A 25138-nucleotide genomic window follows, 5' to 3' on the forward strand; every position below is an offset into this window, starting at 1 on the left:
CTAACGACTATGAAGTGATTTTGGTCAATGACGGGAGTGCTGACCTAACTTGGAATTCTATTGAGAAAATCTGTCAGAGGTATAACAAGTTCTCCGGGATTGACCTGGGAGGAAATTTCGGCCAATCCATTGCTTTAAGAAGTGGGTTTGAGAATTCTACTGGAGACATCATTGTCTTCATGGATGGAGATCTGCAACATAATCCAGCTTACATCCCAAAATTACTCGCCAAATTAAATGAAGGCTACGACATGGTAGGAGGATCAAAAGAATCCAGACCTGAAGGGTTTATCCAAAGTAAGCTATCCAGCATAGCCCATTACCTGATTTTTAAGATCACCAACGCTAAAATGCAATACTATGCTGCAACATTCCGTGTGTATCGTCGGTTTCTTTTAGAGAATACAAACATTTTAAAAGATACACACCGTTTTTTAGCTGCGATTCTTGCCACCAAGGGTGTAAGACAAACAGAAATCCCTATTTCTATCCGCTCGAGACATGCCGGAAAAAGCAACTACAAAATGACCAAGCTTTTTTCAGTAATCATTGACCTGGTCTTTTTGAAATTTGCTGTAAGTTATATGAACAAACCCTTTAGATTGTTTGGTTTCTTTGGTTTACTGATTTTTCTCACTGGTCTGATACCTGTGATTTATTTCATTTTCGGTTCTTTATTCCTCAGTTTCAACCTCAGCGCTGACTACCTTTCTGAGTTTTTGTTTTCCATATTCTTTATTCTGGTCGGAATCCTAATGATCAGTTTTGGGATAGTGGCAGAAATCGGTATTCATAAATTATTCAGGGAAGGAGATCAGCCCCTATTCCATCAGGAAGAAAACTCCAAAACCGTGAATAAAGCATTAATTATCAACGCAGATGATTTTGGCTTTGACTCTGAGGCGACAGAGGCAATTTTAGAACTATTGGAAAATAAAAAATCTCCAGCACAACTGTGATGGCGAATTTGGTCAAATTAAAAGACCTTGAATTATTAAAAAATATTCCAAATATAGGGACAGGAATTCATCTCAATATAATAGATGGGGCCCCACTCAGTAACCCATCCAAAATTCCTAATTTAACTCAAGCCAATGGGACTTTTTTAGGAGCAAAAGGACTGATAAAAAATGCGATTTTGGGTAAAATCACATTTGACGAAGTGTTTCTAGAAACAAAAGCACAATTAGAATTTTTAGTAAGAAATGGGATCAAAATCACCCATGCAGATAGTCATCAACATGCCCATCACTATCCTGTCCTGGGTAGGATGATCCAAAGGGCACTCATCAAACTGGGGATAAAAAAATCAGAAACTCCAAACCATTTGCTGCAGATACTACATTCAGGTCTGTTCTTCTGCAATCTTTTACTTTTTTCAACCCTGTAAAAGCCAAAGAATTTATTGCTCCTGAAGGTATCATCTCCAATTTTTCATTCGGTCAAGAAATATCAAGACCTTCCTTTCAGGACTCATTGCAAAGCAGTTTTCGAAAGGCTAAGACCCTCGAATTCATGACCCACCCAGCTTTAAATTCACGCCCTGACTCTTATCTAAAAAGGCAAGAAGAGTACTTATTTTGGAAAAATGAACCTGTTGAAGAAATTCTAAAAAGCAGGGAGATTTCGTTGATTCATTATGGAAACCTTAATTCTTAATTCTAATACTTTAACCTTAAATAGGTTTTGAATTCCTCAAAGTCATTTTGGATCGGCTTCACTTTTTTCTCACCTTCCATAAAAGCAGCAAGCCTCTCTGGCAAAGTCAGCTTCAAGTCTAAGGCCTTCTCCACTGTTTCACGAAATTTACCTGGATGTGCAGTTTCCAAAAACACCCCTTGGTAACCTGAATTTTCTCCTATAAAATCCTTTAGTCCTTTATACCCCACTGCTCCATGGGGATCGAGGGTATAGCCTGAATCGAAAACTTCTTGCATCACAGCTACTGTTTCTTGATCTGAATAGAAGTAGCCTTTGACATATTCTTTGAGCTGATTCTCGTCTCCTCCGAAAAGTGCCAATAGCCTTGGAAAATTACTTGGATTCCCAACATCCATGCTATTGCTGATAGTTTGGATTGAAGCCATTGCTTTAAATTCAGCCCCTCTCAAATAATCAGGAACTACTTTATTGACATTAGTAGCAGCCACAAAGTGATCAATTGGCAAGCCCATGCGCTGAGCCAGAATCCCTGCAGCTATATTTCCAAAATTTCCACTTGGGACGGAGAATACTACTTTTTTGCCATTTTTTGGCATGCGAGAAAAGGCGTAGAAATAATACAAAGCCTGAGGAATCCATCTTGCAATATTGATGGAGTTCGCTGAGGTCAATAGTAAATTTTCATTTAAATCTGGATCTAAAAATGCTTCTTTGACCATGCGTTGACAGTCATCAAAAACCCCATCTACTTCGAGGGCAGTAATATTCTGCCCCAAAGTGGTGAATTGCTTTTCCTGAAGCTCGCTAACCTTTCCTTTTGGAAACAAAATAATCACTTCCACTCCTTCCACACCTAAAAATCCATTTGCAACAGCACTTCCAGTATCACCTGAAGTCGCTACCAAAACTCTTACTTGTTTATCCGAATCTGCCAGTAACAAACTCATTAATTTGGAACAAAACCTTGCTCCAAAATCCTTAAAGGCAAGTGTTGGACCATGAAAAAGCTCCAGACTATAAACATCTTTTTCCACCTCTACTATTGGCGCATCAAAAGTCAAGGTATGATCCACTAAAGAGTGAATTTGGTCTTCCGTTAAATCCTCAGAAAAAATAGCGCTGATTACTTCATACCCGATTTCCTTAAAACTCTTCTCATGTAGTTTTCCAATGAATTCCTTCGAAAGGACAGGAATTCTTTCAGGCATATACAACCCTTGGTCAGGAGCGAGCCCTTTGATGACGGCTTCTGACAAACTCACTTGGTGTTGAGGATTATTCGTACTGTAAAACTTCATAGACTATTATTTTTCTTCGAGCACATAGGCTCCCACAGTATTAATAGCAGAGAAATGGACATCTACACCTAATCCTATTGCTTGATAGATTTCCTCTGCGGCTTTGGCCATTTCTTTGGATTTATCCGCTCCTTCAGATAATGCAAAATGTGGGACCGGAACCGGAAATCCCCATACCAAGAGCTCCTGCCGCTTTCAAGGCTTCTCTTACCTCATAAAACCCGGGAATCAAAACAGCTCTGTAAGGTTCTGCAATCACATCTCTCATCGATCTGGAAATCAGACCAAAATCCTGCTGGTACAATCCCGCAATAAATCCCGCTACATTCCCGGACTGGATAGTCGAGTGCTTCAAAGGGATTGAATCCCGAAGGACACTTCTGGAATCTGAAGTATTCAGCTGAAAATGGGGATGGAGCAACGTACAATACAAGCCTTCTGGAACCGGAAGTTTGATCACATCTAAAGGATGATAATCTCTGATCAGCACAAAACCACCAAGTAAACTAGGAGCAACATTATCAGCATGTCCGGCACCACAGGCTGCTTTTTCTGCGACAATAGCAAACGGTAGGAGATCCTTTTTCTCAAATGGATCACCCAAAAGCCTATTTGCTGCTACTAATGCAGCAACGGCACTCGCAGCACTGGAACCCATTCCTGAGCCAAGTGGAAGTCCTTTTCGCAAAGAAATGTCCATTCCTACCTGCTTCCCAAAACTATCCAGCATCGCTTGTATGGCAACAGCACAAGTGTTTTTCTCAACTTCCCAAGGGAGTTTTCCTCCATCTTCCTCTATAGATATGACTTTTAGCCCAGGCTTGTCACGAAGAGAAACTTCTACATAATCGCCCATGGCATCGATCGCAAATCCCAGGATATCAAAACCACAGGACACGTTGGCAACAGTAGCTGGCGCAAAAGCTTTGACAGATTTCATCACTCCCGGGTATAGTTTCCTATTCTGATCACATCCGCAAATACTCCAGCAGCAGTTACATCTGCTCCTGCACCAGGACCTCTGATTATCATAGGGAAATCATGATATCTTTCAGTGGTCAGCAAAATCATATTATCACTTCCTTGGAGGCTACTAAAAGGGTGTTCTACTTTCAATGAATTCAAGCCGACTTTCGCTGATCCGTTTTCCAAAGTTGCCATAAACCGAAGCTTTTCTCCCTTTTCTTTGGCTTCTTCTCTTACTTTTTCAAAATGTGAATCATGGCCTTTTAGTTTTTCAAAGAACTCATCTACAGAGGCCGTTTCCACACAATCCTCCGGCACCATCCCTTCGACAGTAACAGAATCAAATTCTAGTGTCTGCTCAGCTTCTCTACCCAAGATCAAAATTTTACGTGCTACATCCATACCACTTAAATCATCTCTTGGATCGGGCTCTGTATATCCTTTGTCTTTGGCTATTCTTACTACTTCAGAAAAAGAAGCTCCTTTTTCGAATTCAGAGAAAATGAAGTTCATCGAACCACTTAAAACCGCCTCAATTTTGATCACACGATCACCTGAGAGCATTAAATCCTGAAGGGTATTGATGACCGGTAAACCTGCAGCCACATTGGTTTCATAGAGGAATTTCACCCCACGCTTTTTAGCGATTTTCTTCAAAGCCAGGTATTGTTCCATTGAACCAGAATTGGCTTTCTTGTTTGGAGTGACTATTCCGATTTTGGCTTCAAGAATCCTCGAATAGGTGTTTGCTACTTCCAAAGAAGCGGTACAATCCACCATGACCGAGTTGGAGAAGTTCATCTGCTCCATGGTCTCAATAAATTTATTCAAATTCATTTTTTGATCTCCTGAGCCCAATTGATGTGGGTTTTTGAGATCGAAACCGTCTTCATGAAAAGCCATGTATCGGCTATTGGCAAGACCATGGATCTGAATATCCAACATGCTATCTTGCTGCAGCTTTTCCTGCTGTGAAGCGATCATCCGGATCAAAGCTTGACCGATCAGACCTGTTCCTATCAAGAACACGTGCAGCACCTTATTTTCAGAAAGGAAGAATGCCTCATGTAAAGCGTTCAACGCTTTCTGTAAATCCGCCTGAGGAATCACCGCAGAGATATTCAATTCAGAACTTCCCTGGGCAATAGCCGCTACGTTAATGTTATTACGACCCAATGCACGGAACATTCTCCCTGAAGCGCCTGGGTTATGTTTCATATTTTCACCTACTACTGCAACCGTAGAAAAACCATGCAGTAAGTTGACTTCTTCCATTTCACCAGACTTTATCTCATAGTGAAACTCCTTTTCCACCGCCTCTTTTGCCAAATAGGCCTCGTCAGTTTTGATGGCTAGACAGATACTATGTTCAGAAGAAGCTTGTGAAATCAATACGATATTTACCTCTGCATCTGCCAAAGCTTTAAATACTCTGCTAGTTCCAGAAACTGACTCAATCAATCCTGCTCCCTGAACTGTCACAATAGAAATATTGGACATGGAGCTCACACCTTTGATCAAAGCCTCTTTGGTTACTTCGCTATTGATTTTGGTACCTGGATTTTCAGGCTCAAAGGTATTTTTAATATAGATGGGAATATTCCGCTTCATGGCAGGTTGCATGGTAGCCGGGAATATTACTTTTGCTCCAAAATGCGAAAGTTCCATCGCCTCATTGTAGCTCAATTGAGGAACAGTAAACGCAGTATAAACCAAACGGGGATCAGAGGTCAATACCCCTGAAACATCAGTCCATATTTCTAAATCTTCAGCTTCTAAAGCACCTGCAAAAATAGAAGCAGTATAATCTGAACCAGACCTTCCTAAGGTAGTAGTCTCGCCTTTTGAGGTAGAAGCGATAAAACCAGTGATTACTTTTATTCCATCATTTTTACCAAAATAACTTCTAATCAAAGCGTTGGTAGTTTCAAAATCAACCTTTGCCTGACCAAATCGATCATTGGTTCTAATTACTTCCCTGGCATCTAAAAACTGAGTTTTCAACCCTTTACCTGCCAATGACTCTGATAAAATAAAAGCGGATAATCGCTCTCCAAAACTGGCTACATAATCCAAAGTTCTAGGAGAATTTTCTTTGATCAAGAAGGTACCATGAAACAAATCTTCCAGCTCTTTGAATCGAACTTTCACATAGGTCATGACGGTGGACTGATTTTGGACAGAAATAAGCTGTCTTACCATATCCAAGTGCTTCTCTTCTAAACTTTGAAGCATATCCCTGTAAGCTTGATCTCCTTCCCGAGCCATTTGGGAAATCTTCAACAGACTCTCCGTGACGCCACCAAATGCAGAAAAAACAATGGCTATTTCATGTTTCTTGAGCTTTTCCTGAATAATGGAAAATACTTTCTGGATGTTTTCGGGGTTCGCTACGGATGAACCACCAAACTTGATGACTTTCATAAAGAATCTTGTAATGAGTTATTTGAACTAAAGAGGGCCAATATACGGCCAAAGGGGCGGGTACTAATTATTAAAACACGGGATTACCCCGTAATGGTGGTGTAAATTCTTGTAGACATGAAAAAAGATGTACGCGCAACTGCTCCACGTAAAATGTACAGGTCGTCTGTTAAAGATGTGTTTGCTGCAAATACCATATCCGAAGAATTGACACGACAATCTTAACGCCAAATTTTTGATATGCCAAACAATCCCTTAGAGTTTTTCAAAAAAGTTACTATTTATTTAAAAAATCGATAAAAATTCTATCAAATTGAGCTTTTCACACTAAGTATTATCTGATTTATTAATCAAAGCCGAAAGAGTATTTGGGCTGAAAATTTTTTAAATTGTTCAAGAAATAATTACAAATTTTATGAAGGCTTTTAAACTAATCCCCATTTTTTTGTTGGTGTTTCTCCTAGTCGAATGTAAAACAATTCAAAAAACTGCTAAGGGCCAGTTAGGAAATGTCACGTGGATACTTCAGGAGTTGAATGGAAATTCGGCGATTTCAGAGTGGTTTCCAGAAAGTACCCCCACTTTGAATTTCAATGAAACCGGTACACTTAGTGGATTTACAGGCTGTAATAACTTTTCTGGAATCTATAGCTTGGAAAATTCAGACTTAAAACTAGATCCAGGAGCAATGACCAGAAAAGCCTGTCCTGATGTGAAAGAAGATGAATATTTGCAGGCTTTGGGAATGGTAAATTCCTTTGAGTTGGATCAAAACATACTAAAATTAAAAGGGCCGGCAGGTGATTTGATGACGTTTATTCCTCAAAATTAATACACCTCATTTATCCTTTTTGATTTTCCCCTGAAACTCACCTCTTGACCTTTTGCCTTTCCCATTAAAACTTGGCCCAAAGGAGAATTTTTACTTAATAAAAACACCTTTTTCCCATCCACCACTAATTCGCCTAAACTTGCGGATACAAATAATAAATCCTCTCCCCACTGCAACAAGGAACCTTCCGTAATTTTCTCTGAATCCTTCGAATTATTTAGTAAATATTGGATTTCTTGAAGCAATTGCTGATTCTGCTTGAATTGATTTTCAACCTTCCCTATTTCTTGCCTCATCATTTCTCGTCCTGTTTCGTATTTATCCCCGGCCGAACTCTTAGTTTCTTCTTTAATACTTAACTGAAGAGAAGACAACTCATTTGCCAACAAGGATTTTCTTTCTTCCAGCAAGTCAATCGCCTTCTGGAAAACTTGATGTTTAAAACCCTTCATTTATTCAACACAGGCTTCTTTTCTCCTTGTATCGATGATGTAGACGATCTTCCATTGCCCGTCAAATTTGACCAGCTGGAAAGAATTCACTCCACAGTGGCTGAATTTCTCATTGACATAAAACTGATAGGGAGTCCATGCCGTGGCCATGTTTGCATCTACATTGATGACGAAATCAGTCAATCTTTCATCCAAATAGGTTTCAGCCGGAACTGAACCTATACTATTGGCAAATTCAGCTACAGTGTTACTTCCAATCACAGTACCTTCCGGTTTATTTTGGATAGTCTGCATAATCGCATCTTCTGAAAAAGCCGAAATAATCTGCTCGGCATTTTTAGTACGCATTCCATCAAACATAGAGATGATTACTTCCTTCACTGCTGCTTCATCCGATTGTGCCTTTGACAAAAATGTGATAGACATCAGCAGACAAATACTTAATAGTAGCTTTGTTTTCATGAATTCAAGTTTTAAACTTCACCGTAAAGCTTAAAGGTCATATTTCTTAAAGCAGATGTGTTTACTGCATAATGCATGGCTTCCGCAATTTCATCTGGACGTACCCATTTTGTAAAATCGGCATCAGGCATAGACTCTCTATTCACAGGGGTATCAATGATGCTTGGAACAAATACGTGTGAACGAATAGGTGAATCTTTAATTTCCTCACCAAGAATTTCCGTAAGGGTGATCACTAGTCTTTTGCTCAATGAATAGGCAAGCATATCTGGGGCAGAAGATAGCTCCAAAGCTGGTCGAGCTCCAACAAACAAAAACGTACCTTTCTGCTGTTTTTTCATAATTGGTAAAAACCCTTTGACCAGATGGAATGCTGAGAAAAAATTCAGTTGAAACATCTTCTGGATATCTTCCTGACTGGTTTTATCAAATCCTCCCATAGAAAATCCCCCTACCAATAAAGCCAATGCATCCAATTCTCCATACTGAAGTTGAAATTCAGCTACAAATGCCTGTACTTCTTCTTCATTAGTGACATCTACCTCATAGCTATCGTCAGCTTCTTCGATAAATTCATCTTTTCCAGGATAGGTCAAAGTAATGATATGGTAACCTTCCCTTTTAAATTTTTCGACCACTGCAGATCCTAGATTCCCGCTCGCGCCTGTAATTATTATATTTCTGCTCATACTTATAAAATCTCTGTCCGATTATTCCTAAAATTACCCTTAATTTTTAGAATAAGGCATGAATCAACTAAAAACAAGCATTCAAAGTAAGGAGAACGTAAAAAGGCGGAATTTTGTCTTGAAGCTTATTTTACTTATCTCACTTGACTATATCTACGTGGGTAACACAATATTACGTCCATTCCTGGATAATTACCCAGCCATCAATAATCTGATTCGAGCGAGTGTTTTTTTGCTCAGCGGGAATTTGATCATTTCTCTTGGACGCTTTGCAGCTTTACGTTTTTACTTAAAAAAAACCAAGGATGAAAAAGTACAACCCAACTTTGTAATTGGAATCGGAAGAATCTCCTGGATCCTCAATGTGATCATTTTACTGATTTCACTGATGCTCGCTTTAGGAATTCGACCCTTGGAATTTTTAACGAGCATAACCATTGTGGCGGCCGCCATCGCAGTGCTCACCAAGGATTACATTACCAATATTGCAAATGGCCTAATCATCATGTTCTCGGACCAGTTGGAGATTGGAGACAAAATCCAAATTGGGAAAAACACAGGCTTCATAAGAGACATCACATTAATCAACCTAGTCCTTAAAAATGAAACTGGAGAAACAATCATAGTACCGAATTCCATGGTTTTGGCTTCAGAGATTGTCAACTTTAGTAGAAATAACGCGCATCAACTGGTTTTTGATTTTGAAGTGTCCACAAAATCAGACCTTCCTCTAGATGAGATTGAACGGCGATTAATTGGCAAATTGGGGCTTTATTCCGACTATATTTACCTCAAAGGGGCACAGTTAAGTGTTTTGGAGAGGAAATCAGATTACCAGCTTATCCGATTTCAATTCCCCATCAAAACAGGAGAAAAGGAAGTAGAATCAAAAGTTAGAAAAACGATTAATCAAGCGATTATAAATTTATTTCATGAAGAACGAGAAGCCTAATTATTTTGATTTGGTTTACCAGGTGGTTCGGGAAATTCCAGAAGGTAGAGCTACCAGCTATGGTACCATAGCCCATTATTTAGGGTTGAAAAGTGGAGCAAGAATGGTAGGGTACGCTATGAATGCAGCCCATTCATTACCTGATGTTCCTGCTCACCGGGTTGTAAATAGGATAGGGATGTTGACAGGTAAACACCATTTCTCTACCCCAACAGCCATGCAAGAAGCTTTAGAAAAAGAGGGAGTGATCGTTGAAAATGACAAAATCAAGAATTTTGACCAAGTGTTTTGGGATCCAGAAAAGGAACTCTCAATCTGATCATTTTTTACGGACCCACCAAAGGCCTAAAAACATCAGCAAGCCATTTAGTATCAGGGCTTCAAAACCAAACTTATATCCCCAGAGTAATTTCTCTGAATTGGACGCAATAAGATATGTTAAAGTAGGAGCAGCTACTGCGATATAAGGCACCCATTTATCATTCACATGCATCTTAGTAAATAAGCCAAAAGAATAGAGCCCCAACAAAGGGCCATAGGTATAACCCGCTATCACAAACACCGAATTAATGACGCTTTGATCATTGATCCAATAGAAAGCAAGAATTACGAAGTACATAACAAATGTGAAGATAATATGTACTTTCTGTCTTACCCTTACCTGTTTTTCTTTTGGATACTTTTTCTCCAATTCAAGAAAGTCCACACAAAATGAAGTGGTCAATGCTGTTAAGGTAGAATCGGCACTGGAATAGGCCGCCGCCGTAATTCCTAATACGAAAACAATTCCTGCAAATGGAGTAAAATATTGAGTAGCTAACAAAGGAAATAATTCATCTGTCCTTGCAGGCAACGTAATCCCTTTTGTTTCCGCAAAGAGATATAGCATGACTCCCAACCCTAAGAATAGCAAGTTCACAATCACCAAGCAGATAGTAAACCAAAACATGTTCTTTTGCGCATCTCCAATGTTTTTACAGGTTAAATTCTTTTGCATCATATCCTGATCCAACCCGGTCATGACAATGGTTATGAAAGCTCCTGAAATAAACTGTTTGAAGAAATTGGTACCATCTTTCCAGTTCCAATTGAAAATAGTCGAGCGGGAATCTTCTGATATTACTTTGAAATATTCGGAAATCCCTGATAGTTCTAACTCATTCCCAATCAAAACAATACTGACCACTACTGCCGCCAGCATAAAAAATGTCTGAAGGGTATCCGTCCAAACAACAGTTTTGATTCCACCTCGGAAGGTGTACAGCCAAATTAATCCTACGGTAATCAATACGGAAACCCAAAACGGGATTCCTAAAGAGTCGAATAAAATCAATTGCAGTACAGAAGCAACCAAAAAGACCCGCAAAGAGGAGCCTACTGTCCTGGAAAGAATAAAGAAGAAAGCTCCCGTTTTATAAGACCAAAAACCAAACCTATCCTCTAAATATGAGTATATTGATACGAGATTTAAGCGATAATAAAGAGGTAAGAGCACCTTGGCAATCGTGAAATACCCAAGCGTATAACCCAAAACAACTTCGAAATAAAAGAAGTTAGAATTACCTACCTCTCCTGGCACAGAGATAAATGTCACTCCAGAGAGTGAGGCGCCTATCATCCCAAAAGCAACCAAAAACCATGGAGATTGTCGATCTCCCGTAAAGAAGGTATCAGCAGTGATTTTGCGGGAAGTAAACCAGGAAATCAAAAAAAGCAGTAAAAAATAGCAGGAAATAACGATTAGAACTACCTGTGAATTCATAAATGCGGTTGGGATTAGCCGCTAATTTGTCCATTATTATTAATTTTGCAAAATGAATCGATTGAACATGACTTATCAATTTGAGGAAGAGACCGATGTATTGTTGGAGGAAGCGGTAGATTTAGACTCTTCGGATCTCATCGTTTATAACGACGATGTCAATACATTCGACCATGTAGCTAACATTCTGGTAAAAGTTTGCAAGCATAGCCCAGAGCAGGCCGAGCAATGTACTTTGATCATCCATTTCAAAGGAAAATGTGCGGTAAAAAAGGAAGTGTAGAAGAGCTTAAGCCGATGTGCGAGGCTATTTTAGACGCTGGAATCCAAGCTGCAATCGTATAATCGAAACTGAGTGAATATCCCTTCCAAATTAATTGAAGATGCTGTCACAGAAATTTCCAGATTACCTGGAATAGGGAAAAAGACAGCGTTACGATTGGCCCTACATTTATTAAAACAAAATGAGGTTCATACTGAAGCCCTGACGCTCGCTTTAACAAGAATGAGGCAGGAAGTTCAGTATTGTAAAAAATGTCATAACATCTCAGACGGAGAAATCTGCCAGATATGTGCCAGCATGCGCAGAGACAAAACAGTCATCTGTGTAGTAGAAGACATCAGGGATGTTTTAGCGATAGAAAACACCAACCAGTTTCAAGGAACCTATCATGTTTTAGGAGGAGTCATTTCACCAATTCAAGGAATTGGTCCTGAAGAGTTGACTATTGAATCTCTATTGGAACGAGTTTCTTTATCTCAAAAAGAAGGGGAAGAACCCATTCAGGAAATCATTTTAGCTCTTAGCGCTACCATGGAAGGGGATACAACCTCCTTTTATTTGGCCAAAAGATTAATAGAAAAAGGAATTAAAGTAAGTACCATCGCAAGAGGTATCCCAGTTGGGGGTGAACTCGAATATACCGATGAGGTAACCTTGGGAAGAAGTATTATGACCAGAATTAATTACTCCACCGAGTAATTATTTATTTGTTCAGTAAAAAGCCCTTTCTATATTTGCAAACCTTTTGGGGGATTAGCTCAGTTGGCTAGAGCGCTACACTGGCAGTGTAGAGGCCACCGGTTCGAATCCGGTATTCTCCACTTTCAAAGCTTCACAGAATTGTGAGGCTTTTTTGTTTCAACCTTTTTTATCAAAATTAGGACATCGATTTGCCATAATGAGTTGTCCAAATAAATTTCATTTTTTCCCTCTTTAAAATTTATACATTTCGAAAGTAGCTATTCCACTGCTTCACACGTAGTTAGTTTAAGCATCGAAAAATCCTGTGAAAAATCATTTCTTTCTAACCATCTGTTTCCTGTTTATTTTTTCTTCCTGTCAAAGTGAATCTCCTTGTGAGAACTTTCAATTAGGAAAACCAGTAAACATTGCCTTCCATGAAACCATTACTTTTTGTGAAGCACCTATTTCTATCACTTTCTCAAAAATCCTTGAGGACTCCCGTTGTCCTGAAAATGTAGTATGCATTTGGCAAGGTCTTGCTGAATTGGAAGTTCTTATTGAGTTAGAAGGAAAAGAAGAAGCTTATTTATTAAGTACTTATCCAACTTTTAGAAATATACCTTCTGAAGTGCAAGTGAAGGACTATCGCTTCTCTTTAAAAGAAGTCAGCCCTTACCCCAACACTACAAAGTCCTACCAAGAAAAAGACTATAACATCCAACTGCTTGTTGAAAAGGTAAATGAGTAATTGTATCTTGCTCTAAATCTTTTCTCATGAAAAAATCAATTTTCACGCTTTTTTCGATTTTAGCATGTTCTTGGCTATTTCTTTCATCTTGTTCTTGCAACCCTGAAAACATTGCAAAACTTGCCTTCAAAGGAATGGAAAGCATGATGGGGGAAGGATTTATGCCTTCAGAAGAAATACGTGCTATTGGGGATTTTAAAGGAATGAGTGTAGCACTCAATAGTTCGACTGTCGATGATCACACTGAATCCACTATTTTTTAAAACTGGAAAATGGAGACCCTGTAAAATTAGGCAATCAACCCGAAGTCCTTGCAAGAAACTGTGCAGAAATCTATCTGCGAGATTTTGAAAACTCTGAAAATTATCGACAGATTACAGTACAGTTTATTCAGACGGACCCAAACAATCCTGAGAATATTGCGATGCAAGAATATACTTTCGATACCAAAGACTTTTAATCTAACCTACTAATCTTATGGAAATGCCACCTGAGTTCAAAAAGCCAAAAACCACACTTGGAGACTGGATCATCTCAGTGATCATTAAAAGGCTTCCATTAATTGGGTTCATCATGTTAATTGTATGGGCTGTGGATAGTAACACGGATCCTGACAAAGCAAATTGGGCGAAAGCCGAACTAATTGTGAAACTTATTATTTTCGCAGCTGTCATGATTGTCATCGCTATTATTGGTTTTGGAGTATTCACCAATTTTGCCGATGAAATAGACTGGTCCGAATTCGATTAACGAAATCCAGCATGTGAATGAAAAATAACCTGACCCATTGGTTTGGTTTGCTGGATTCCATATGACCTTTAAAACCGTGCAAAGCCACATGAAAATAAAAGCCTTTTGTTCTGACGTAGATGGTACTTTACTAAATTCAGAACGTGACTTATCTCAACGCCTAAAAGCGATAGTAAGTAAATTTCACCCAGATTTCCCAGTCATACTTGCAAGTTCAAGAATGCCCAATGCCATGCGTCATTTAGTGAGAGACCTTGGAAAGTCTGACCAACCTTTGGTTAGTTATAATGGTGGTTATGTTTTGAGTGCACAAGGTGAAATCCTGGATTCTGTTTCAATTCCTTTAGCTCTGGTAAGTAAGATCTTGGAATTGACCAAAAACACCAATATCCATGTCAGCCTATACCATGGGGAAGATTGGTATGAAGAGAAAGATGATTATTGGTCTCAACGAGAAATCAGGAATACCAAAACTAATTGCATTTGGTTACCTAATCAAGAGGTCCTTGAACTCTGGGCGAAAGACAATTCAGGAGCTCATAAAGTAATGTGCATGGGGGATTCCCAGGAAATTTCATGGCTTTTCGGAGAACTCCATTTCGAGAATTCGGGAGATCTTCATTTGTATCGGTCTAATGACAACTACCTGGAAATAGCCCCAAAAGCAATTTCAAAAGCCACCGGATTGAAAAAATCCTGCAACACTCATTCGATTTTGGAATGAGATCGGTCATTGCTTTTGGGGATAATTACAATGACATTGACCTGTTACAATCCGTAGGCTATGGTGTAGCGGTAGCCAATGCTCGCCCTGAAGTAAAAGCGGTAGCAAAGGAAATCACCCTACACAATAAAGAGGATGGAGTTGCAGTCACTTTGGAAAAACTATTCTTATAATAATCCAGAACCATCCTCCACTTCTTCCACTGCTTTGGAAAGAAATTCCTGAAACGGTCTCATGGTATTAAAAGCCTCCAAGGCACGTTTTATAAATTGACCATTATTTATTTCCTGGTCTTTCAGGGGAGTTGTCACTGTAAAGCTTTTCAGTTTGAGATACTCAATGAATTCATGCTCCGCGTCATAATCGCGTGGGCTGGTTTTTAACTTCTCTCCCTGAATCTCTCCAAATGCTTTCTTAAAAGATGCCTCATTTTCGATCCTGATAAGTTCAGCTCCTGAATAATCAATTTCCTTGCGGATTTTTTCAAGGTTTCCCCATAGGCATATATATGCCCCCTCCTAAAAATGATTGTCCAGGCTGGATATGCAGATAATAGCCCGGCCCTTCAGACTTTTTCCCCTTGGGTGAAAAATAGGCTGCAAAATTGATTTTATAGGGGTCTTTATTCGCCGAAAAACGCACGTCTCGATTTTGCCTAAACACGCAATCTTTAGGTTTAAATGCTTCAAAAGCAGGCTCCCATTCTGCCAACCCTTTTAGAATTACAGCCACATCTTCCAAAAACTCCTCCTTGCATGCCAAATACTGCTTTTTGTGAGCATCCATCCACTCTTTGGAGTTGTTTTGGGCAAGTTCTGATAAGAATTCTATATAAGGTCGCATAGCTTTCAAAAGTTTTATTGGTTTATTAACCAAGACAATCAATTTTTGGTTTAGATAAAATCTACCAAAACCTCCAATTTCATACCTCTACTTCCTTTAATCAGGATCAGATAATCTTCCAGCTGGCTATCCTGAAGCCAGTTTCTGAATGAAAATGGATCTGGAAAGTACAATGCTTTTGGCGCTTTGGTCAAAGCCGATACAATCATTTTCCCGGTAAAACACACTTTATCTATCTGATATTCACTTACGATTTCGCCGAGCCTTGCATGCTCTGCTTCAGAATGATCTCCCAACTCATACATATCCCCCAAAATGATCATTTTGTGCTTTCTGCCAGTCATTTTACCAAAGGTACGGATAGCTACTTCCATACTGGAAGGGTTCGCATTGTAGGCATCCAGAATAATTAAATTACTACGTTTTTCGATCAATTGAGATCGCATATTAGATGGCTTATAAGCAACCACCGCTTCCACCGCCTGATTCATAGGTACTTCAAAAACTTTCCTACCGTTAGCGCTGTGGCAATGTTTCCAAAGTTATATGCTCCGATCAAAGAGCTCAAATACTCCTCATTTCCTCCCTCTACGGTGAATTTCACAAACGGATTAGCCTCTACAAATCCTACCTCACAAAAATCCCCATTTGCTGGGTATAGTACTGGATGATCGAATCGTTTTGCCATATTGGATAAAATCGGATCCTGAGAATTGATAAAAACTGTTCCTCCATTTACTCTCAAATGCTGAAACAATTCCGTTTTCGTTTTCAATACTCCTTCAGGTCCGCCCATTCCTTCCAAATGTGCCTTCCCTATGTTTGTGATAAATCCATGAGTAGGTTCGGCAATATCGCAAAGCTCTTCTATATCCCCTTGCTTGTTGGCACCCATTTCCACAATGGCAATTTCAGCATCTTCTGGAATGGACAGTAACGTCAAAGGTACCCCGATATGGTTATTTAGATTACCCAACGTGGCTACCGTCTTGTACTTGGTTTTCAAGACTGCATTCAACAACTCTTTAGAAGTGGTCTTTCCATTTGAACCAGTCAAACCAATTATAGGGATTGTCAGTTGCTTTCGGTGGTAATTGGCAAGATCCTGAAGCATTTTCAAAGCATCCTTTGCCAAAAAGTAACGCTCATCATCCTCTACAAAATGGGCTGGATCGTCAATCACCACTAACGAAGCCCCCATTTCCAAGGCTTTAGGAGCAAACTTGTTGGCATTGAAATTCGGGCCTTTTAATGCGAAAAACACATTTCCTGGTTCGATTTTCCGGGTATCGGTACTGACTCCTGTACTTTTCTTGAATAGCTGGTAAAGGATAGAAAGATTCATTTTAAGGGAATTTTACTCCCAAAATAAACGAATCATTCACATCTTTGAGGTGATACATCCGTATTAATTTTAGATTTCTTTGATTCCCGATGCGAAAACCGATATTCTGTCTATTTCTACTTTTCACCTTTCGTGTTCATGCCCAAGAAATTTATTCTTTTGATCATTCTCTGACGGTCAACCAGTCTGGAACCATTTTGAGTTCACCATTTTCAGGAGGGATTAATTCAGCACAGATTCAAACCATTGACTTGGATGGAGATGAGATAGAAGAATGGGTGATCTGGGACATCAATTCCCGTCAACTTCAGGTATACAAGAAATCTGGAAACACTTTTACTTACCTTCCCGAACTCAGCTATTTCTTTCCATCGGATATTGCTGGATTTCTGATTTTGGCCGATTTTGATTTCGACGGCAAGAAAGACCTTTTCACCTCCACTCCACTTGGTATTAAAGCCTATAAAAACACTTCGATAGGAGGTACTATTTCTTGGGAAGTAGCTCAAAATTTCTTGAAAATTGATAATTCTGGAAATATCCAGGCGAATAATTTGGACACTCCACTTATTCAGGATTTAGATGGGGATGGGGATTTAGATTTGGTCATTTTCAATTTTGCATCAGGGGACTACTTGGAGTTTTATGAAAACACCAGTATGGATCGAAAAGGGAATCCTGATATTGATGGATTTGCATTTCCTGAAACCCACTGGGGCAATTTTGAATTTTGTGGCTGCGGGGATATAGCTTTTGGTGCGACTTGTTCTGGAATAGATTTGCGAACCCTTTCTGAGGAAAATGATAGAATTCAGCACGCGGGAGGACATTCTATTCTTTATAGGGATTTTGATGGGGATGGTGTTTCCGATTTAGTGTTGGGTAGAGATGAATGTAGCGCCCTCTACTTTCTACCAAATCAGGGAGATGAAGAAAATGCACTTTTCTCCAATTTCACCAATGAACTCCCTACCTACGGAAGGTTGCCTGAATTCCCTATTTTTCATGCTGCTCAAGAAATTAATGAAGAGTTGATCATTAGCCTAAATACCAATGAATCTGCTATAAATTATGGAATTGACTTCCAGCAATCCCTTATAAAATTGGATAGGAACGGGCAAGAAATGGGTGGATTTCTTCAAGATCAAATGATTGATATGGGAGAAAACAGTAGACCAATCTATATCGGAAATAAAAACGCAGGTTCCATCTTCGCCTTGTCCAATCAATTGATCAATGGACAAATCGTCAGTAAACAATCCATTTTTGAATTAGAAGAGGGCAGTTTCCAAAAACTAGATGTATTTAACACCCAATTGGATGAATTGGAGCTGATCGATGCCCAAAACATCCTGTTTAATGATTTAGATAAAGTTCATCATAACTTGGTTTCTGGGATCAGATATATCAATGGAATTCCCTCCCAATCAATCTATGAACTAAACGAAGACCAAGGTCAATATTTACGCATCGAATGGGATGGCTATCAGCCAAATCGTGGGGATTATTTACAGTTCTTCCACTTTGAGGAACAGGATTACCTGTTAGTAGCTGCCCAAAATGGCAGCTTGGATCTCTACCAAATGGATTTTTCAACAAATACGGCCATACTCGTGGAGGAAGATTTTTAGGTTTTGAAGACAATCCTGCAAATCGAAATTTGACCATAGCAGTGGATGATAAGACTTTACCAGACCTGTATGCAGTAGATCAAAACGGCCTGCTGATAAAGATTGCCAACTTTATGAACTCTACTGCAAGGACTGATATTCAAATTAAAATCTCTGAAGAAAACTATCCTACCAGATTAGGCAGAAATACCTGGATTGCCTTGGTAAGGCCTATTTTTGAAGGAAACCCCGATTTGATTTTGGGAACTCGTGCAGGAGGACTTATTTATTTAAAGGCAGAAGAAAGCTCTAACCCTCCTACCGAAAATGAATTCCAGATCAGATTATTCCCTAATCCGAGCGACGGACCAATTAATATCCTATCCAATTTACCTGCAAAAGGAAGGTTGGTGACTGCTCTAGGGCAAGTACTTTTAGAAAATATTGAGATTAAACCCAATCAAGAGCTGGAAATTCAAAGTAGTTTCTTGACGCCAGGCTTGTACATTCTACAATTAGAAGTGGATGGAAAATTCACTACTTCCAGAAAAATCTGGATGAAGTAATCCTTTTGGGTTTTGGTACAAAAAGAGTAGCTTCAGTCCATTAAACCCACCACTTTATGAAACATATTGTTTTTTCATCCTTTTAGGGATTCTAATTCAAAGTTGTTCCAAAAAAGAATCCGCAGATTTGATCATCACCAATGGAAAGATTTACACGGTAGATGAAGCTAATCCCATCGTGGAGGCAGTTGCTGTAAAGGATGGTAAAATTCTAGCTTTGGGAAGTAGCAGTGAAATTGCTGATTATATTTCCGAAGTAACTCAACTTGTTGATTTGACAGGTAGGACAATGACTCCAGGATTTATAGAATCCCATGCCCACCTGATGGGAATTGGATACAACAAACTCGAACTGGACCTTATGTATGTACAATCCTATGATGAATTGTTGGATAAAGTAGCGGAAGCAGTTTCTAAAGCCCAACCTGGAGAATGGATCACAGGACGTGGATGGCATCAGGATAAATGGCTGGAAAAACCTGATAAAATGGTGAAAGGATTCCAAACTAACGATTTGTTGAATCAAGTATCCCCTAACAACCCTGTATTCTTAAGACATGCTTCAGGCCATGCGACTTTTGCTAATGCAAAAGCATTGGAATTAGCGGGCATCAATAACTTGAAAGGAGAAAGACCAGGGGAAGTAGAAGGAGGAGAAATTATTTTAGATGAACTAGGAAACCCTACTGGAGTTTTGACCGAAAGGGCTTCTTCTTTGGTAGGTAAGCTAGTCCCGGCAGAAACACCAGAGCGCGCTGAACAAGCCTTAACATTGGCTCTTCAGGAACTGGCAGAAAAAGGGATTACCAGTTTTCATGATGCCGGGAGTGGACAATCTACTATTGACCTGATTGAAAAATTCAAGAAAGAAGGAAAATTAACAGCCAGAATGTATGTAATGCTGGCGGGAAGCGATCCAGAATTATTGGAAAACTGGTATAAACAAGGCCCTAGGATTGATAGTGCAGACCATTTACTATCAGTAAGATCCATCAAACTATTCTGTGATGGCGCATTGGGATCCAGAGGCGCTTGGTTGTTAGAAGAATATTCAGATCGCCCTGGGCATTTTGGACATGAAACTCTCCCTATGGAAGTGGTAGGACAAGTTTCAGAAAAAGCGATCCCAGCAGGCTTCCAGGTTAATTCACATGCTATTGGAGATCGTGCCAATCGAGAAGTCCTCGACCAATACGAAGGAGCCTTTGGGAAATTCCCCGATAAAAATGACCTACGATTTAGAATTGAACATGCTCAACATATCGATCTGGAAGATATCCCACGTTTTGGTGAAATGGGTGTCATAGCTGCCATGCAAGCGATTCACTTGAGTTCGGACAGGCCCTGGGCAATCGACCGCTTGGGAGAAAAACGAATAGTTGATGGCGCATATGTTTGGCAGAAACTTCTTCAAACAGGGGCGGTAGTCACCAATGGCACCGATGCTCCAGTTGAGCCATTAGACCCAATCCCTTCTTTTTATGCCTCAGTTACCCGAAAAACACTTGCAGGAACGCCTGATGGTGGATATGAAGCCAATCAAAAACTTTCTCGGGAAGAAGCCTTAAAAGCCTATACTTTATCTGGAGCTTATGCAGAATTCGAAGAGGGCTTCAAAGGTTCTATTGAGGTAGGCAAAGCTGCTGATTTTACAGTTTTTGATCAAAATATCATGGAAATTCCTGAGGAAGAAATTTTAACAGCAAAAGTCATGATGACTGTAGTCGGAGGAAAAATTGTTTATCAGGAATCAAAATGATGAAATCGTAAGCTTGAAAATTTCGACTAAATCTTAAACCTGCTTTTTACGAGGCAGGTTTTTTTCAAAATTTAGGTATCCCAACATAGTATAAATCAAACCCTCCTAGACCTCCAGGTCGGTTGGAGGAGAATATCATTAGCTGATTAGTAAATTCCGGATGTGCAGATACTATTGGTCTAAATTCATCGTACTCAGAATTGATCTTGGAACCAAAATTCTCCGGATCAGACCAACTATCTCCTGAACGGAAGGAATAATACAAATCATAGCCTCCAAATCCCCCTGGACGATCTGAAGAAAAGACCAGCAAATCCCCATATACAAATGGCATATGATCATTGGCTGAAGTATTGATCCCGATTTTTTGAATGCTTTTTCTTGATCACTTAGCAGGTATTCCATCACTGATCCCTCATCAGGCAGGTCCAGTTCGTAGACATTAAAGACTCCGTCCCCATCCGAACTGAAAAGCATCTTTTCCGGCCTCCCTTGGCTTTCAACTCCCGATCCCTTCAAAAAATCAGCCCCGTAGAAACAAGGATACATTTCACTTGCTCCCTTCTCCAATAGCCTAAAAGAAGCACCTCTTATGTCATTTTGGTGAGAGGAGGTTTCATTTGGTTCGGCAAGAATGGAATACACTCCATTAGAATTGTCCCGACTAAATAACAAAACCTGTTGATTTTCAGAATCAAAAAAGGTGTAAGGCCCCTTTTCATTGAAACTCGTCTCGGTTCTCCTCACCCAATCCCTTAATCCGGTTTCAAAAAGGGAATTTCCTTGATCAACTCTTAAAACCCCCTCAGACTTATCCCAATAAAAACCCAAATTGGATTCCACCAAGTTGAAATGATTCAGCTGTGAATTGATTCGATTGGATGAAAAGACAATTTTGAAACCATGTGTAACCGCAGGTGCATCCGAGTTCACATCATCAAAGGACGAATTGATCACCGACAAATTCACGGCTTCCTCAGGAAAGACACCAATAGGATATTTATTTTGATTGCAGCCACCTAGAAGTACTTCAAGAAATAAGACTAGATAGAGGCCTTTCACCGAATTCCGATGGTTGAGGAATTCAAAATTCAGTTTGAATACCATAAAAAATAAGGGTTAGGAAGGTTTATTAAAACTATGAAATAAAACTAATAAATTACTCAACTAAAACAAGCTTGCAGTCTTCAGCTTTGAAATTTGCTATTTCTTCATTTAACTATTTCATTTCCAAAAAAACTTAAGAATTGCCTACTAATCAAGAGCAAACCTAATACTTCTTATTTTTTCCCTATTTTCACTGTTTAAATATAAATCCAATCCCATGAGAAAAATTTTATCACTTTTTTGGGTGCTTGCTTTTTTAGCTGTTAGCACTCATGCCCAAGATCTTAAACCCATTACTTGGAAGGATATCCCCTCCTGGAAATACCTGAATCGTGGAGGATTTGACATTTCTCCAGATGGCCAATGGGTAGCTTACACCATTGTCCAGCTGGAAGGAGATGGAAAACTCTATGTACAGAAAATCGGAGAGGAGGCAAGCAAAAAGTCCTATGATATAGGAGGAGTGACTGGACAACAAGTCGTTTTTAGTAAAGACTCCAAATGGATTGCATTCAAAGAAGATCCAAAATTTGCTGAAAAGGAAAAAAACAAAAAATCCAAGGGCAAGCCACTTTCTGACAAATTGCATTTAGTAAAACTTGGAACCGATGAAAAAAAGACCTGGGAAAAAGTAAGCACTTTCTCTTTCAACAATGAAGGTTCTTCCTACCTGGCTATTAATCTTCCAAAAGATGGGAATGGAGATGCCAAAGGATCAGATCTATTGATTTATAATCTAAATACAGAAAAAGCTTTAACCTTGGGGAATGTATTGGAATTCTCTTTCAATAAACCAGGAACCTACCTCGCCTATACAGTTGATGCGGCAAATAAGTCTGGAAACGGAATTTACCTATTCAATTTAGCTTCAAACAGTACCCAAGTTTTAGACAATGACAAAGCGAGTTACAAGTCTTTAAACTGGACTGAAAAAGGGGATGCATTTGCAGCATTGAAGATGGTGGAGGACAAGAAGTATAAGTCTGACCAGGGGAAAGTAATAGGGGTTAAAAGCCTTTCCTCCCCACAAGTGACGATTTATGATCCGGCAAAAGACTCCACCGGGTTTGATCAGGATTATACCATTAGCCCCAACAGAAGACCCATGTGGTCTGAAGATTTGACGAGATTATTTTATGGGATTCATCCTTTGGAATTAGCTAAAAAAGAAGAGACCAAGAAAGAATTGGATAAGGATTCTGTGGCAAGAGCAGAATCAGAGACTATGAAAAAGATCATGGCCGACACTTCTATTCATAGCATCAAAGATTTGCAAAAAGCAATTGCCAAATTGGACACTACCAAAGCCGCTCCACAAAAAAATGATGCTGACAAACCAGATATGACCATTTGGCACTGGAATGACAGTCGCCTACAGTCCAGACAACAAGTGATGGAAAACATGGACAAAAATTACAGTTTTTGGGCCATGTATGATGTAGCTACGAAAAAACACATCGCTCTTCAAGATAGCAGCATGAAAGATCTTAGCATCTTGCCAAAAGAGCATTATGCGGTAGGCTCTGATATGCAGGAGTATGAGTTGGACATTAATTTGAATGGTCAAAATTACCGCGACTTTTATTTGGTAAACCTAAAGACCGGAGAGAAGACTACACTTTTCAAAAACTTCTATTTACCTAGCTATTCTTCCTACCCTAGACCTTCCCCGATGGCACTAAATTGAATTATGGCTATGATGGCAATTACTATATGTATGACATCGCTAGTGGAGAGGAGAAAAATCTTACAGGTAGCCTACCTGTTACTTTTGTCAATGAGGATGACGACCACAATGTCAAAAAACCTTTGGAAAGCTTTTTGGGCTGGTCGAGCGACAGTAAATATGTACTAATCAGCGATGGTTGGGACATTTGGCAGATTCCTGTGGAGGATGGCAAAGAACAAGCAATTAATTTAACTCAGGACGGAAGGAAAGAAAGCATACGATATCAGTATAGATTCAGACTGGATCCTGAAGAAAAAGGATTTGACCTGAGTCAACCTCAGTATTTCCGCATGTATGGGGAATGGACCAAAAAAGTGGGATAGCTAAAATCAACCCTGCTAAAAAGAACGGTTTAGTCGCCGGTACCGAAAAACTGATTTGGGAAGACGCCTATATTGCTGGCCTTCAAAAGGCAGACAAAGCACCAGTATATATCTACACCAAAGAAACATTCAACGAGCCAACACAATATTATGTGACCGATGCAAGCTTATCTGAAGGAAAGCAGATAACGGAAAACGCTCCAGACTATGATAAGTATTCTTGGTCAGCAGGTACCAGATTAGTGGATTATGTTTCAGACAAAGGAGTGAAACTTCAAGGCACCCTATTCTTACCAGCTGGTTATGAGGAAGGCAAAAAATACCCAACCATGATCTACTATTATGAAAAGCTGTCTCAGACTAGACACAATTGGTCCGAACCTAGTTTCAGTGGAACTGGTTGGAACCCTAATATGTACACCAGCAATGGATTTGCAGTATTTATTCCAGACATTGTATACACCATGGATGATCCTGGAATGTCTGCAGTATGGTGTGTTATCCCAGGAGTAAAAGCAGCGATTGAGACAGGAATCATTGACGAGAACAACATTGGTATCCATGGACATTCATGGGGAGGTTACCAAACAGCTTTCCTCATTACTCAAACCAATATGTTTAAGGCAGCGGCAGCAGGAGCACCATTGACCAATATGATTTCAATGTATGATTTGATCTATTGGAACTCAGGGGGAGGAAACATGTCTATCTTTGAAGCTTCGCAAGGTAGATTTACAGGAGGTCCTTGGGAAAATTGGGATTCTTATGAGCGAAACAGCCCTGTATATCATGTGAAAAATGTGACCACTCCATTGTTGATGTTGCATAACGACAAAGATGGGGCAGTGGACTTTACTCAAGGAATTGAATATTATTCGGCATTGAGAAGGTTAAAAAAGCCAGTGGTTTTAGTTCAATACAAAGGAGAAAACCATGGTTTAGGTAAACCGGAAAACCGAAAAGACTATGCAGTAAGAATGATGGAGTTCTTTAACCATCACTTGAAAGGTGAAGAAGCTCCCGATTGGCTTTCGAAAGGAATCAACAAATTGGATTTGGATGAACACCTAGAAGAGAGGGCATTTTAATTTAAAATGGGATTCCTTTAAATATCAATTTGTCAGGCTGAGCGGAGTCGAAGCCAATTCGTGGCTATTAAGGTCACATT

24 protein-coding genes, 1 tRNA gene and 4 pseudogenes are annotated in these 25138 nt (G+C 39.5%); 18 read left to right on the forward strand and 11 right to left on the reverse strand.

The genetic code is table 11. From position 1 onward, the window contains the following. Window positions 1-14: 14 nt before the first annotated feature. Window positions 15-959, forward strand: coding sequence for a glycosyltransferase (locus V8V91_RS11840; protein ID WP_373400225.1), 945 nt, complete (start codon window positions 15-17; stop codon window positions 957-959). Beyond that, window positions 959-1390, forward strand: a complete 432-nt coding sequence (locus tag V8V91_RS11845) for a ChbG/HpnK family deacetylase (RefSeq protein ID WP_373400671.1) — start codon at window positions 959-961, stop codon at window positions 1388-1390. The genes V8V91_RS11840 and V8V91_RS11845 overlap by 1 nt, the downstream gene beginning before the upstream one ends. Window positions 1391-1661: 271 nt before the next feature. On the opposite strand, the gene thrC is transcribed toward V8V91_RS11845, so the two are convergent. The 3 genes and pseudogenes from thrC to thrA all read right to left on the reverse strand — a co-directional run bounded on the left by thrC (window position 1662) and on the right by thrA (window position 6350). Further along, window positions 1662-2960: a threonine synthase gene (thrC, locus tag V8V91_RS11850; RefSeq protein WP_373400226.1), complete on the reverse strand. Its 1299-nt coding sequence runs from the start codon at window positions 2958-2960 to the stop codon at window positions 1662-1664. Between the two features lie 6 nt (window positions 2961-2966). Then, window positions 2967-3900 (reverse strand): annotated as a pseudogene (locus V8V91_RS11855) (homoserine kinase). Beyond that, entirely contained in the window at window positions 3900-6350 is a 2451-nt protein-coding gene (thrA, locus tag V8V91_RS11860) for a bifunctional aspartate kinase/homoserine dehydrogenase I (protein ID WP_373400227.1), read from the reverse strand. The pseudogene V8V91_RS11855 and the gene thrA overlap by 1 nt, the downstream one beginning before the upstream one ends. 415 nt (window positions 6351-6765) lie before the next feature. On the opposite strand from thrA, the gene V8V91_RS11865 reads away from it, so the two are divergent. Further along, on the forward strand, window positions 6766-7182 hold the full coding sequence (locus V8V91_RS11865) for an META domain-containing protein (RefSeq protein ID WP_373400228.1): 417 nt from the start codon (window positions 6766-6768) through the stop codon (window positions 7180-7182). Here V8V91_RS11865 and V8V91_RS11870 read toward each other — a convergent pair. The 3 genes from V8V91_RS11870 to V8V91_RS11880 are packed head-to-tail and all read right to left on the reverse strand — an operon-like array spanning window position 7179 to window position 8785. Next, on the reverse strand, window positions 7179-7634 hold the full coding sequence (locus V8V91_RS11870) for a hypothetical protein (protein ID WP_373400230.1): 456 nt from the start codon (window positions 7632-7634) through the stop codon (window positions 7179-7181). The genes V8V91_RS11865 and V8V91_RS11870 overlap by 4 nt on opposite strands. After that, window positions 7635-8096: a nuclear transport factor 2 family protein gene (locus V8V91_RS11875; protein WP_373400232.1), complete on the reverse strand. Its 462-nt coding sequence runs from the start codon at window positions 8094-8096 to the stop codon at window positions 7635-7637. An 11-nt stretch (window positions 8097-8107) separates the two neighbouring features. Beyond that, window positions 8108-8785, reverse strand: a complete 678-nt coding sequence (locus V8V91_RS11880) for an SDR family NAD(P)-dependent oxidoreductase (protein WP_373400233.1) — start codon at window positions 8783-8785, stop codon at window positions 8108-8110. Between the two features lie 157 nt (window positions 8786-8942). Between V8V91_RS11880 and V8V91_RS11885 the strand changes: the two genes are divergently transcribed. Both V8V91_RS11885 and V8V91_RS11890 read left to right on the forward strand, forming a co-directional pair. Then, a complete protein-coding gene (locus V8V91_RS11885; protein ID WP_373400235.1) occupies window positions 8943-9737 on the forward strand; it encodes a mechanosensitive ion channel family protein in 795 nt (264 codons plus the stop codon). Next, window positions 9718-10056, forward strand: coding sequence for an MGMT family protein (locus tag V8V91_RS11890; protein ID WP_373400237.1), 339 nt, complete (start codon window positions 9718-9720; stop codon window positions 10054-10056). The genes V8V91_RS11885 and V8V91_RS11890 overlap by 20 nt, the downstream gene beginning before the upstream one ends. Here V8V91_RS11890 and V8V91_RS11895 read toward each other — a convergent pair whose 3' ends face one another. After that, window positions 10057-11499: a sodium:solute symporter gene (locus tag V8V91_RS11895; RefSeq protein WP_373400239.1), complete on the reverse strand. Its 1443-nt coding sequence runs from the start codon at window positions 11497-11499 to the stop codon at window positions 10057-10059. Window positions 11500-11551: 52 nt separating this feature from the next. Between V8V91_RS11895 and V8V91_RS11900 the strand changes: the two are divergent. The 7 genes and pseudogenes from V8V91_RS11900 (at window position 11552) to V8V91_RS11930 (ending at window position 14861) form a co-directional block, all read left to right on the forward strand. Continuing rightward, window positions 11552-11844, forward strand: a pseudogene (locus V8V91_RS11900) (ATP-dependent Clp protease adaptor ClpS). A 10-nt stretch (window positions 11845-11854) separates the two neighbouring features. Continuing rightward, on the forward strand, window positions 11855-12481 hold the full coding sequence (gene recR / locus V8V91_RS11905; protein ID WP_373400241.1) for a recombination mediator RecR: 627 nt from the start codon (window positions 11855-11857) through the stop codon (window positions 12479-12481). 48 nt (window positions 12482-12529) lie between these two features. Further along, window positions 12530-12603, forward strand: a tRNA-Ala gene (locus tag V8V91_RS11910). 185 nt (window positions 12604-12788) lie between these two features. Further along, window positions 12789-13214 (forward strand): hypothetical protein, encoded by a 426-nt coding sequence (locus V8V91_RS11915; protein WP_373400242.1) that lies wholly within the window; start codon window positions 12789-12791, stop codon window positions 13212-13214. A gap of 26 nt (window positions 13215-13240) precedes the next feature. Next, the gene (locus V8V91_RS11920) at window positions 13241-13477 is read left to right on the forward strand and encodes a hypothetical protein (protein ID WP_373400244.1); all 237 of its coding nucleotides are present in this window, start codon (window positions 13241-13243) and stop codon (window positions 13475-13477) included. A 220-nt stretch (window positions 13478-13697) separates the two neighbouring features. Beyond that, the gene (locus V8V91_RS11925; protein ID WP_373400245.1) at window positions 13698-13964 is read left to right on the forward strand and encodes a hypothetical protein; all 267 of its coding nucleotides are present in this window, start codon (window positions 13698-13700) and stop codon (window positions 13962-13964) included. Window positions 13965-14052: 88 nt separating this feature from the next. Continuing rightward, window positions 14053-14861 (forward strand): annotated as a pseudogene (locus V8V91_RS11930) (Cof-type HAD-IIB family hydrolase). Here the strand turns inward: V8V91_RS11930 and V8V91_RS11935 are convergent. The 3 genes and pseudogenes from V8V91_RS11935 to murF form a co-directional block, all read right to left on the reverse strand. Then, window positions 14856-15194 (reverse strand): DUF2461 family protein, encoded by a 339-nt coding sequence (locus tag V8V91_RS11935; RefSeq protein ID WP_373400672.1) that lies wholly within the window; start codon window positions 15192-15194, stop codon window positions 14856-14858. The pseudogene V8V91_RS11930 and the gene V8V91_RS11935 sit on opposite strands and share 6 nt — an antisense overlap. Beyond that, on the reverse strand, window positions 15172-15531 hold the full coding sequence (locus V8V91_RS11940) for a DUF2461 domain-containing protein (protein ID WP_373400247.1): 360 nt from the start codon (window positions 15529-15531) through the stop codon (window positions 15172-15174). The genes V8V91_RS11935 and V8V91_RS11940 overlap by 23 nt, the downstream gene beginning before the upstream one ends. A 50-nt stretch (window positions 15532-15581) precedes the next feature. After that, window positions 15582-16876, reverse strand: a pseudogene (gene murF, locus V8V91_RS11945) (UDP-N-acetylmuramoyl-tripeptide--D-alanyl-D-alanine ligase). An 89-nt stretch (window positions 16877-16965) separates the two neighbouring features. Between murF and V8V91_RS11950 the strand changes: the two are divergent. From V8V91_RS11950 to V8V91_RS11960, 3 genes are all read left to right on the forward strand, one after another. Next, complete coding sequence (locus tag V8V91_RS11950; protein WP_373400249.1) at window positions 16966-18507, forward strand: hypothetical protein; 1542 nt, start codon at window positions 16966-16968, stop codon at window positions 18505-18507. A 29-nt stretch (window positions 18508-18536) separates the two neighbouring features. After that, a complete protein-coding gene (locus V8V91_RS11955; RefSeq protein ID WP_373400251.1) occupies window positions 18537-19052 on the forward strand; it encodes a T9SS type A sorting domain-containing protein in 516 nt (171 codons plus the stop codon). A gap of 76 nt (window positions 19053-19128) precedes the next feature. Further along, a complete protein-coding gene (locus V8V91_RS11960) occupies window positions 19129-20811 on the forward strand; it encodes an amidohydrolase (protein WP_373400673.1) in 1683 nt (560 codons plus the stop codon). 171 nt (window positions 20812-20982) lie between these two features. Here V8V91_RS11960 and V8V91_RS11965 read toward each other — a convergent pair whose 3' ends face one another. After that, window positions 20983-21918: a hypothetical protein gene (locus V8V91_RS11965; protein ID WP_373400252.1), complete on the reverse strand. Its 936-nt coding sequence runs from the start codon at window positions 21916-21918 to the stop codon at window positions 20983-20985. 217 nt (window positions 21919-22135) lie between these two features. Between V8V91_RS11965 and V8V91_RS11970 the strand changes: the two genes are divergently transcribed. Genes V8V91_RS11970 through V8V91_RS11980 form a run of 3 tightly spaced genes read left to right on the forward strand, consistent with a single transcriptional unit; the run spans window position 22136 to window position 25058 of the window. After that, entirely contained in the window at window positions 22136-23605 is a 1470-nt protein-coding gene (locus V8V91_RS11970) for a hypothetical protein (protein WP_373400254.1), read from the forward strand. After that, complete coding sequence (locus V8V91_RS11975) at window positions 23602-23970, forward strand: hypothetical protein (protein ID WP_373400255.1); 369 nt, start codon at window positions 23602-23604, stop codon at window positions 23968-23970. Before V8V91_RS11970 ends, V8V91_RS11975 begins: the two co-directional genes overlap by 4 nt. Further along, complete coding sequence (locus V8V91_RS11980) at window positions 23949-25058, forward strand: alpha/beta hydrolase family protein (protein ID WP_373400256.1); 1110 nt, start codon at window positions 23949-23951, stop codon at window positions 25056-25058. The genes V8V91_RS11975 and V8V91_RS11980 overlap by 22 nt, the downstream gene beginning before the upstream one ends. Window positions 25059-25138: the final 80 nt, after the last annotated feature.

It is taken from the genome of Algoriphagus halophilus, from assembly GCF_041729275.1.
Classification (GTDB): domain Bacteria; phylum Bacteroidota; class Bacteroidia; order Cytophagales; family Cyclobacteriaceae; genus Algoriphagus; species Algoriphagus halophilus_A.

What these genes read in the sequence shown, in the direction of transcription:
- V8V91_RS11845 (WP_373400671.1), top strand. Translation starts at nt 959, where the DNA reads ATGGCGAATTTGGTCAAATTAAAAGACCTTGAATTATTAAAAAATATT.
- thrC (WP_373400226.1), bottom strand. Translation starts at nt 2,960, where the DNA reads ATGAAGTTTTACAGTACGAATAATCCTCAACACCAAGTGAGTTTGTCA.
- thrA (WP_373400227.1), bottom strand. Translation starts at nt 6,350, where the DNA reads ATGAAAGTCATCAAGTTTGGTGGTTCATCCGTAGCGAACCCCGAAAAC.
- V8V91_RS11865 (WP_373400228.1), top strand. Translation starts at nt 6,766, where the DNA reads ATGAAGGCTTTTAAACTAATCCCCATTTTTTTGTTGGTGTTTCTCCTA.
- V8V91_RS11870 (WP_373400230.1), bottom strand. Translation starts at nt 7,634, where the DNA reads ATGAAGGGTTTTAAACATCAAGTTTTCCAGAAGGCGATTGACTTGCTG.
- V8V91_RS11875 (WP_373400232.1), bottom strand. Translation starts at nt 8,096, where the DNA reads ATGAAAACAAAGCTACTATTAAGTATTTGTCTGCTGATGTCTATCACA.
- V8V91_RS11880 (WP_373400233.1), bottom strand. Translation starts at nt 8,785, where the DNA reads ATGAGCAGAAATATAATAATTACAGGCGCGAGCGGGAATCTAGGATCT.
- V8V91_RS11890 (WP_373400237.1), top strand. Translation starts at nt 9,718, where the DNA reads ATGAAGAACGAGAAGCCTAATTATTTTGATTTGGTTTACCAGGTGGTT.
- V8V91_RS11895 (WP_373400239.1), bottom strand. Translation starts at nt 11,499, where the DNA reads ATGAATTCACAGGTAGTTCTAATCGTTATTTCCTGCTATTTTTTACTG.
- V8V91_RS11920 (WP_373400244.1), top strand. Translation starts at nt 13,241, where the DNA reads ATGAAAAAATCAATTTTCACGCTTTTTTCGATTTTAGCATGTTCTTGG.
- V8V91_RS11925 (WP_373400245.1), top strand. Translation starts at nt 13,698, where the DNA reads ATGCCACCTGAGTTCAAAAAGCCAAAAACCACACTTGGAGACTGGATC.
- V8V91_RS11940 (WP_373400247.1), bottom strand. Translation starts at nt 15,531, where the DNA reads ATGCGACCTTATATAGAATTCTTATCAGAACTTGCCCAAAACAACTCC.
- V8V91_RS11950 (WP_373400249.1), top strand. Translation starts at nt 16,966, where the DNA reads ATGCGAAAACCGATATTCTGTCTATTTCTACTTTTCACCTTTCGTGTT.
- V8V91_RS11965 (WP_373400252.1), bottom strand. Translation starts at nt 21,918, where the DNA reads ATGGTATTCAAACTGAATTTTGAATTCCTCAACCATCGGAATTCGGTG.
- V8V91_RS11970 (WP_373400254.1), top strand. Translation starts at nt 22,136, where the DNA reads ATGAGAAAAATTTTATCACTTTTTTGGGTGCTTGCTTTTTTAGCTGTT.
- V8V91_RS11980 (WP_373400256.1), top strand. Translation starts at nt 23,949, where the DNA reads ATGGACCAAAAAAGTGGGATAGCTAAAATCAACCCTGCTAAAAAGAAC.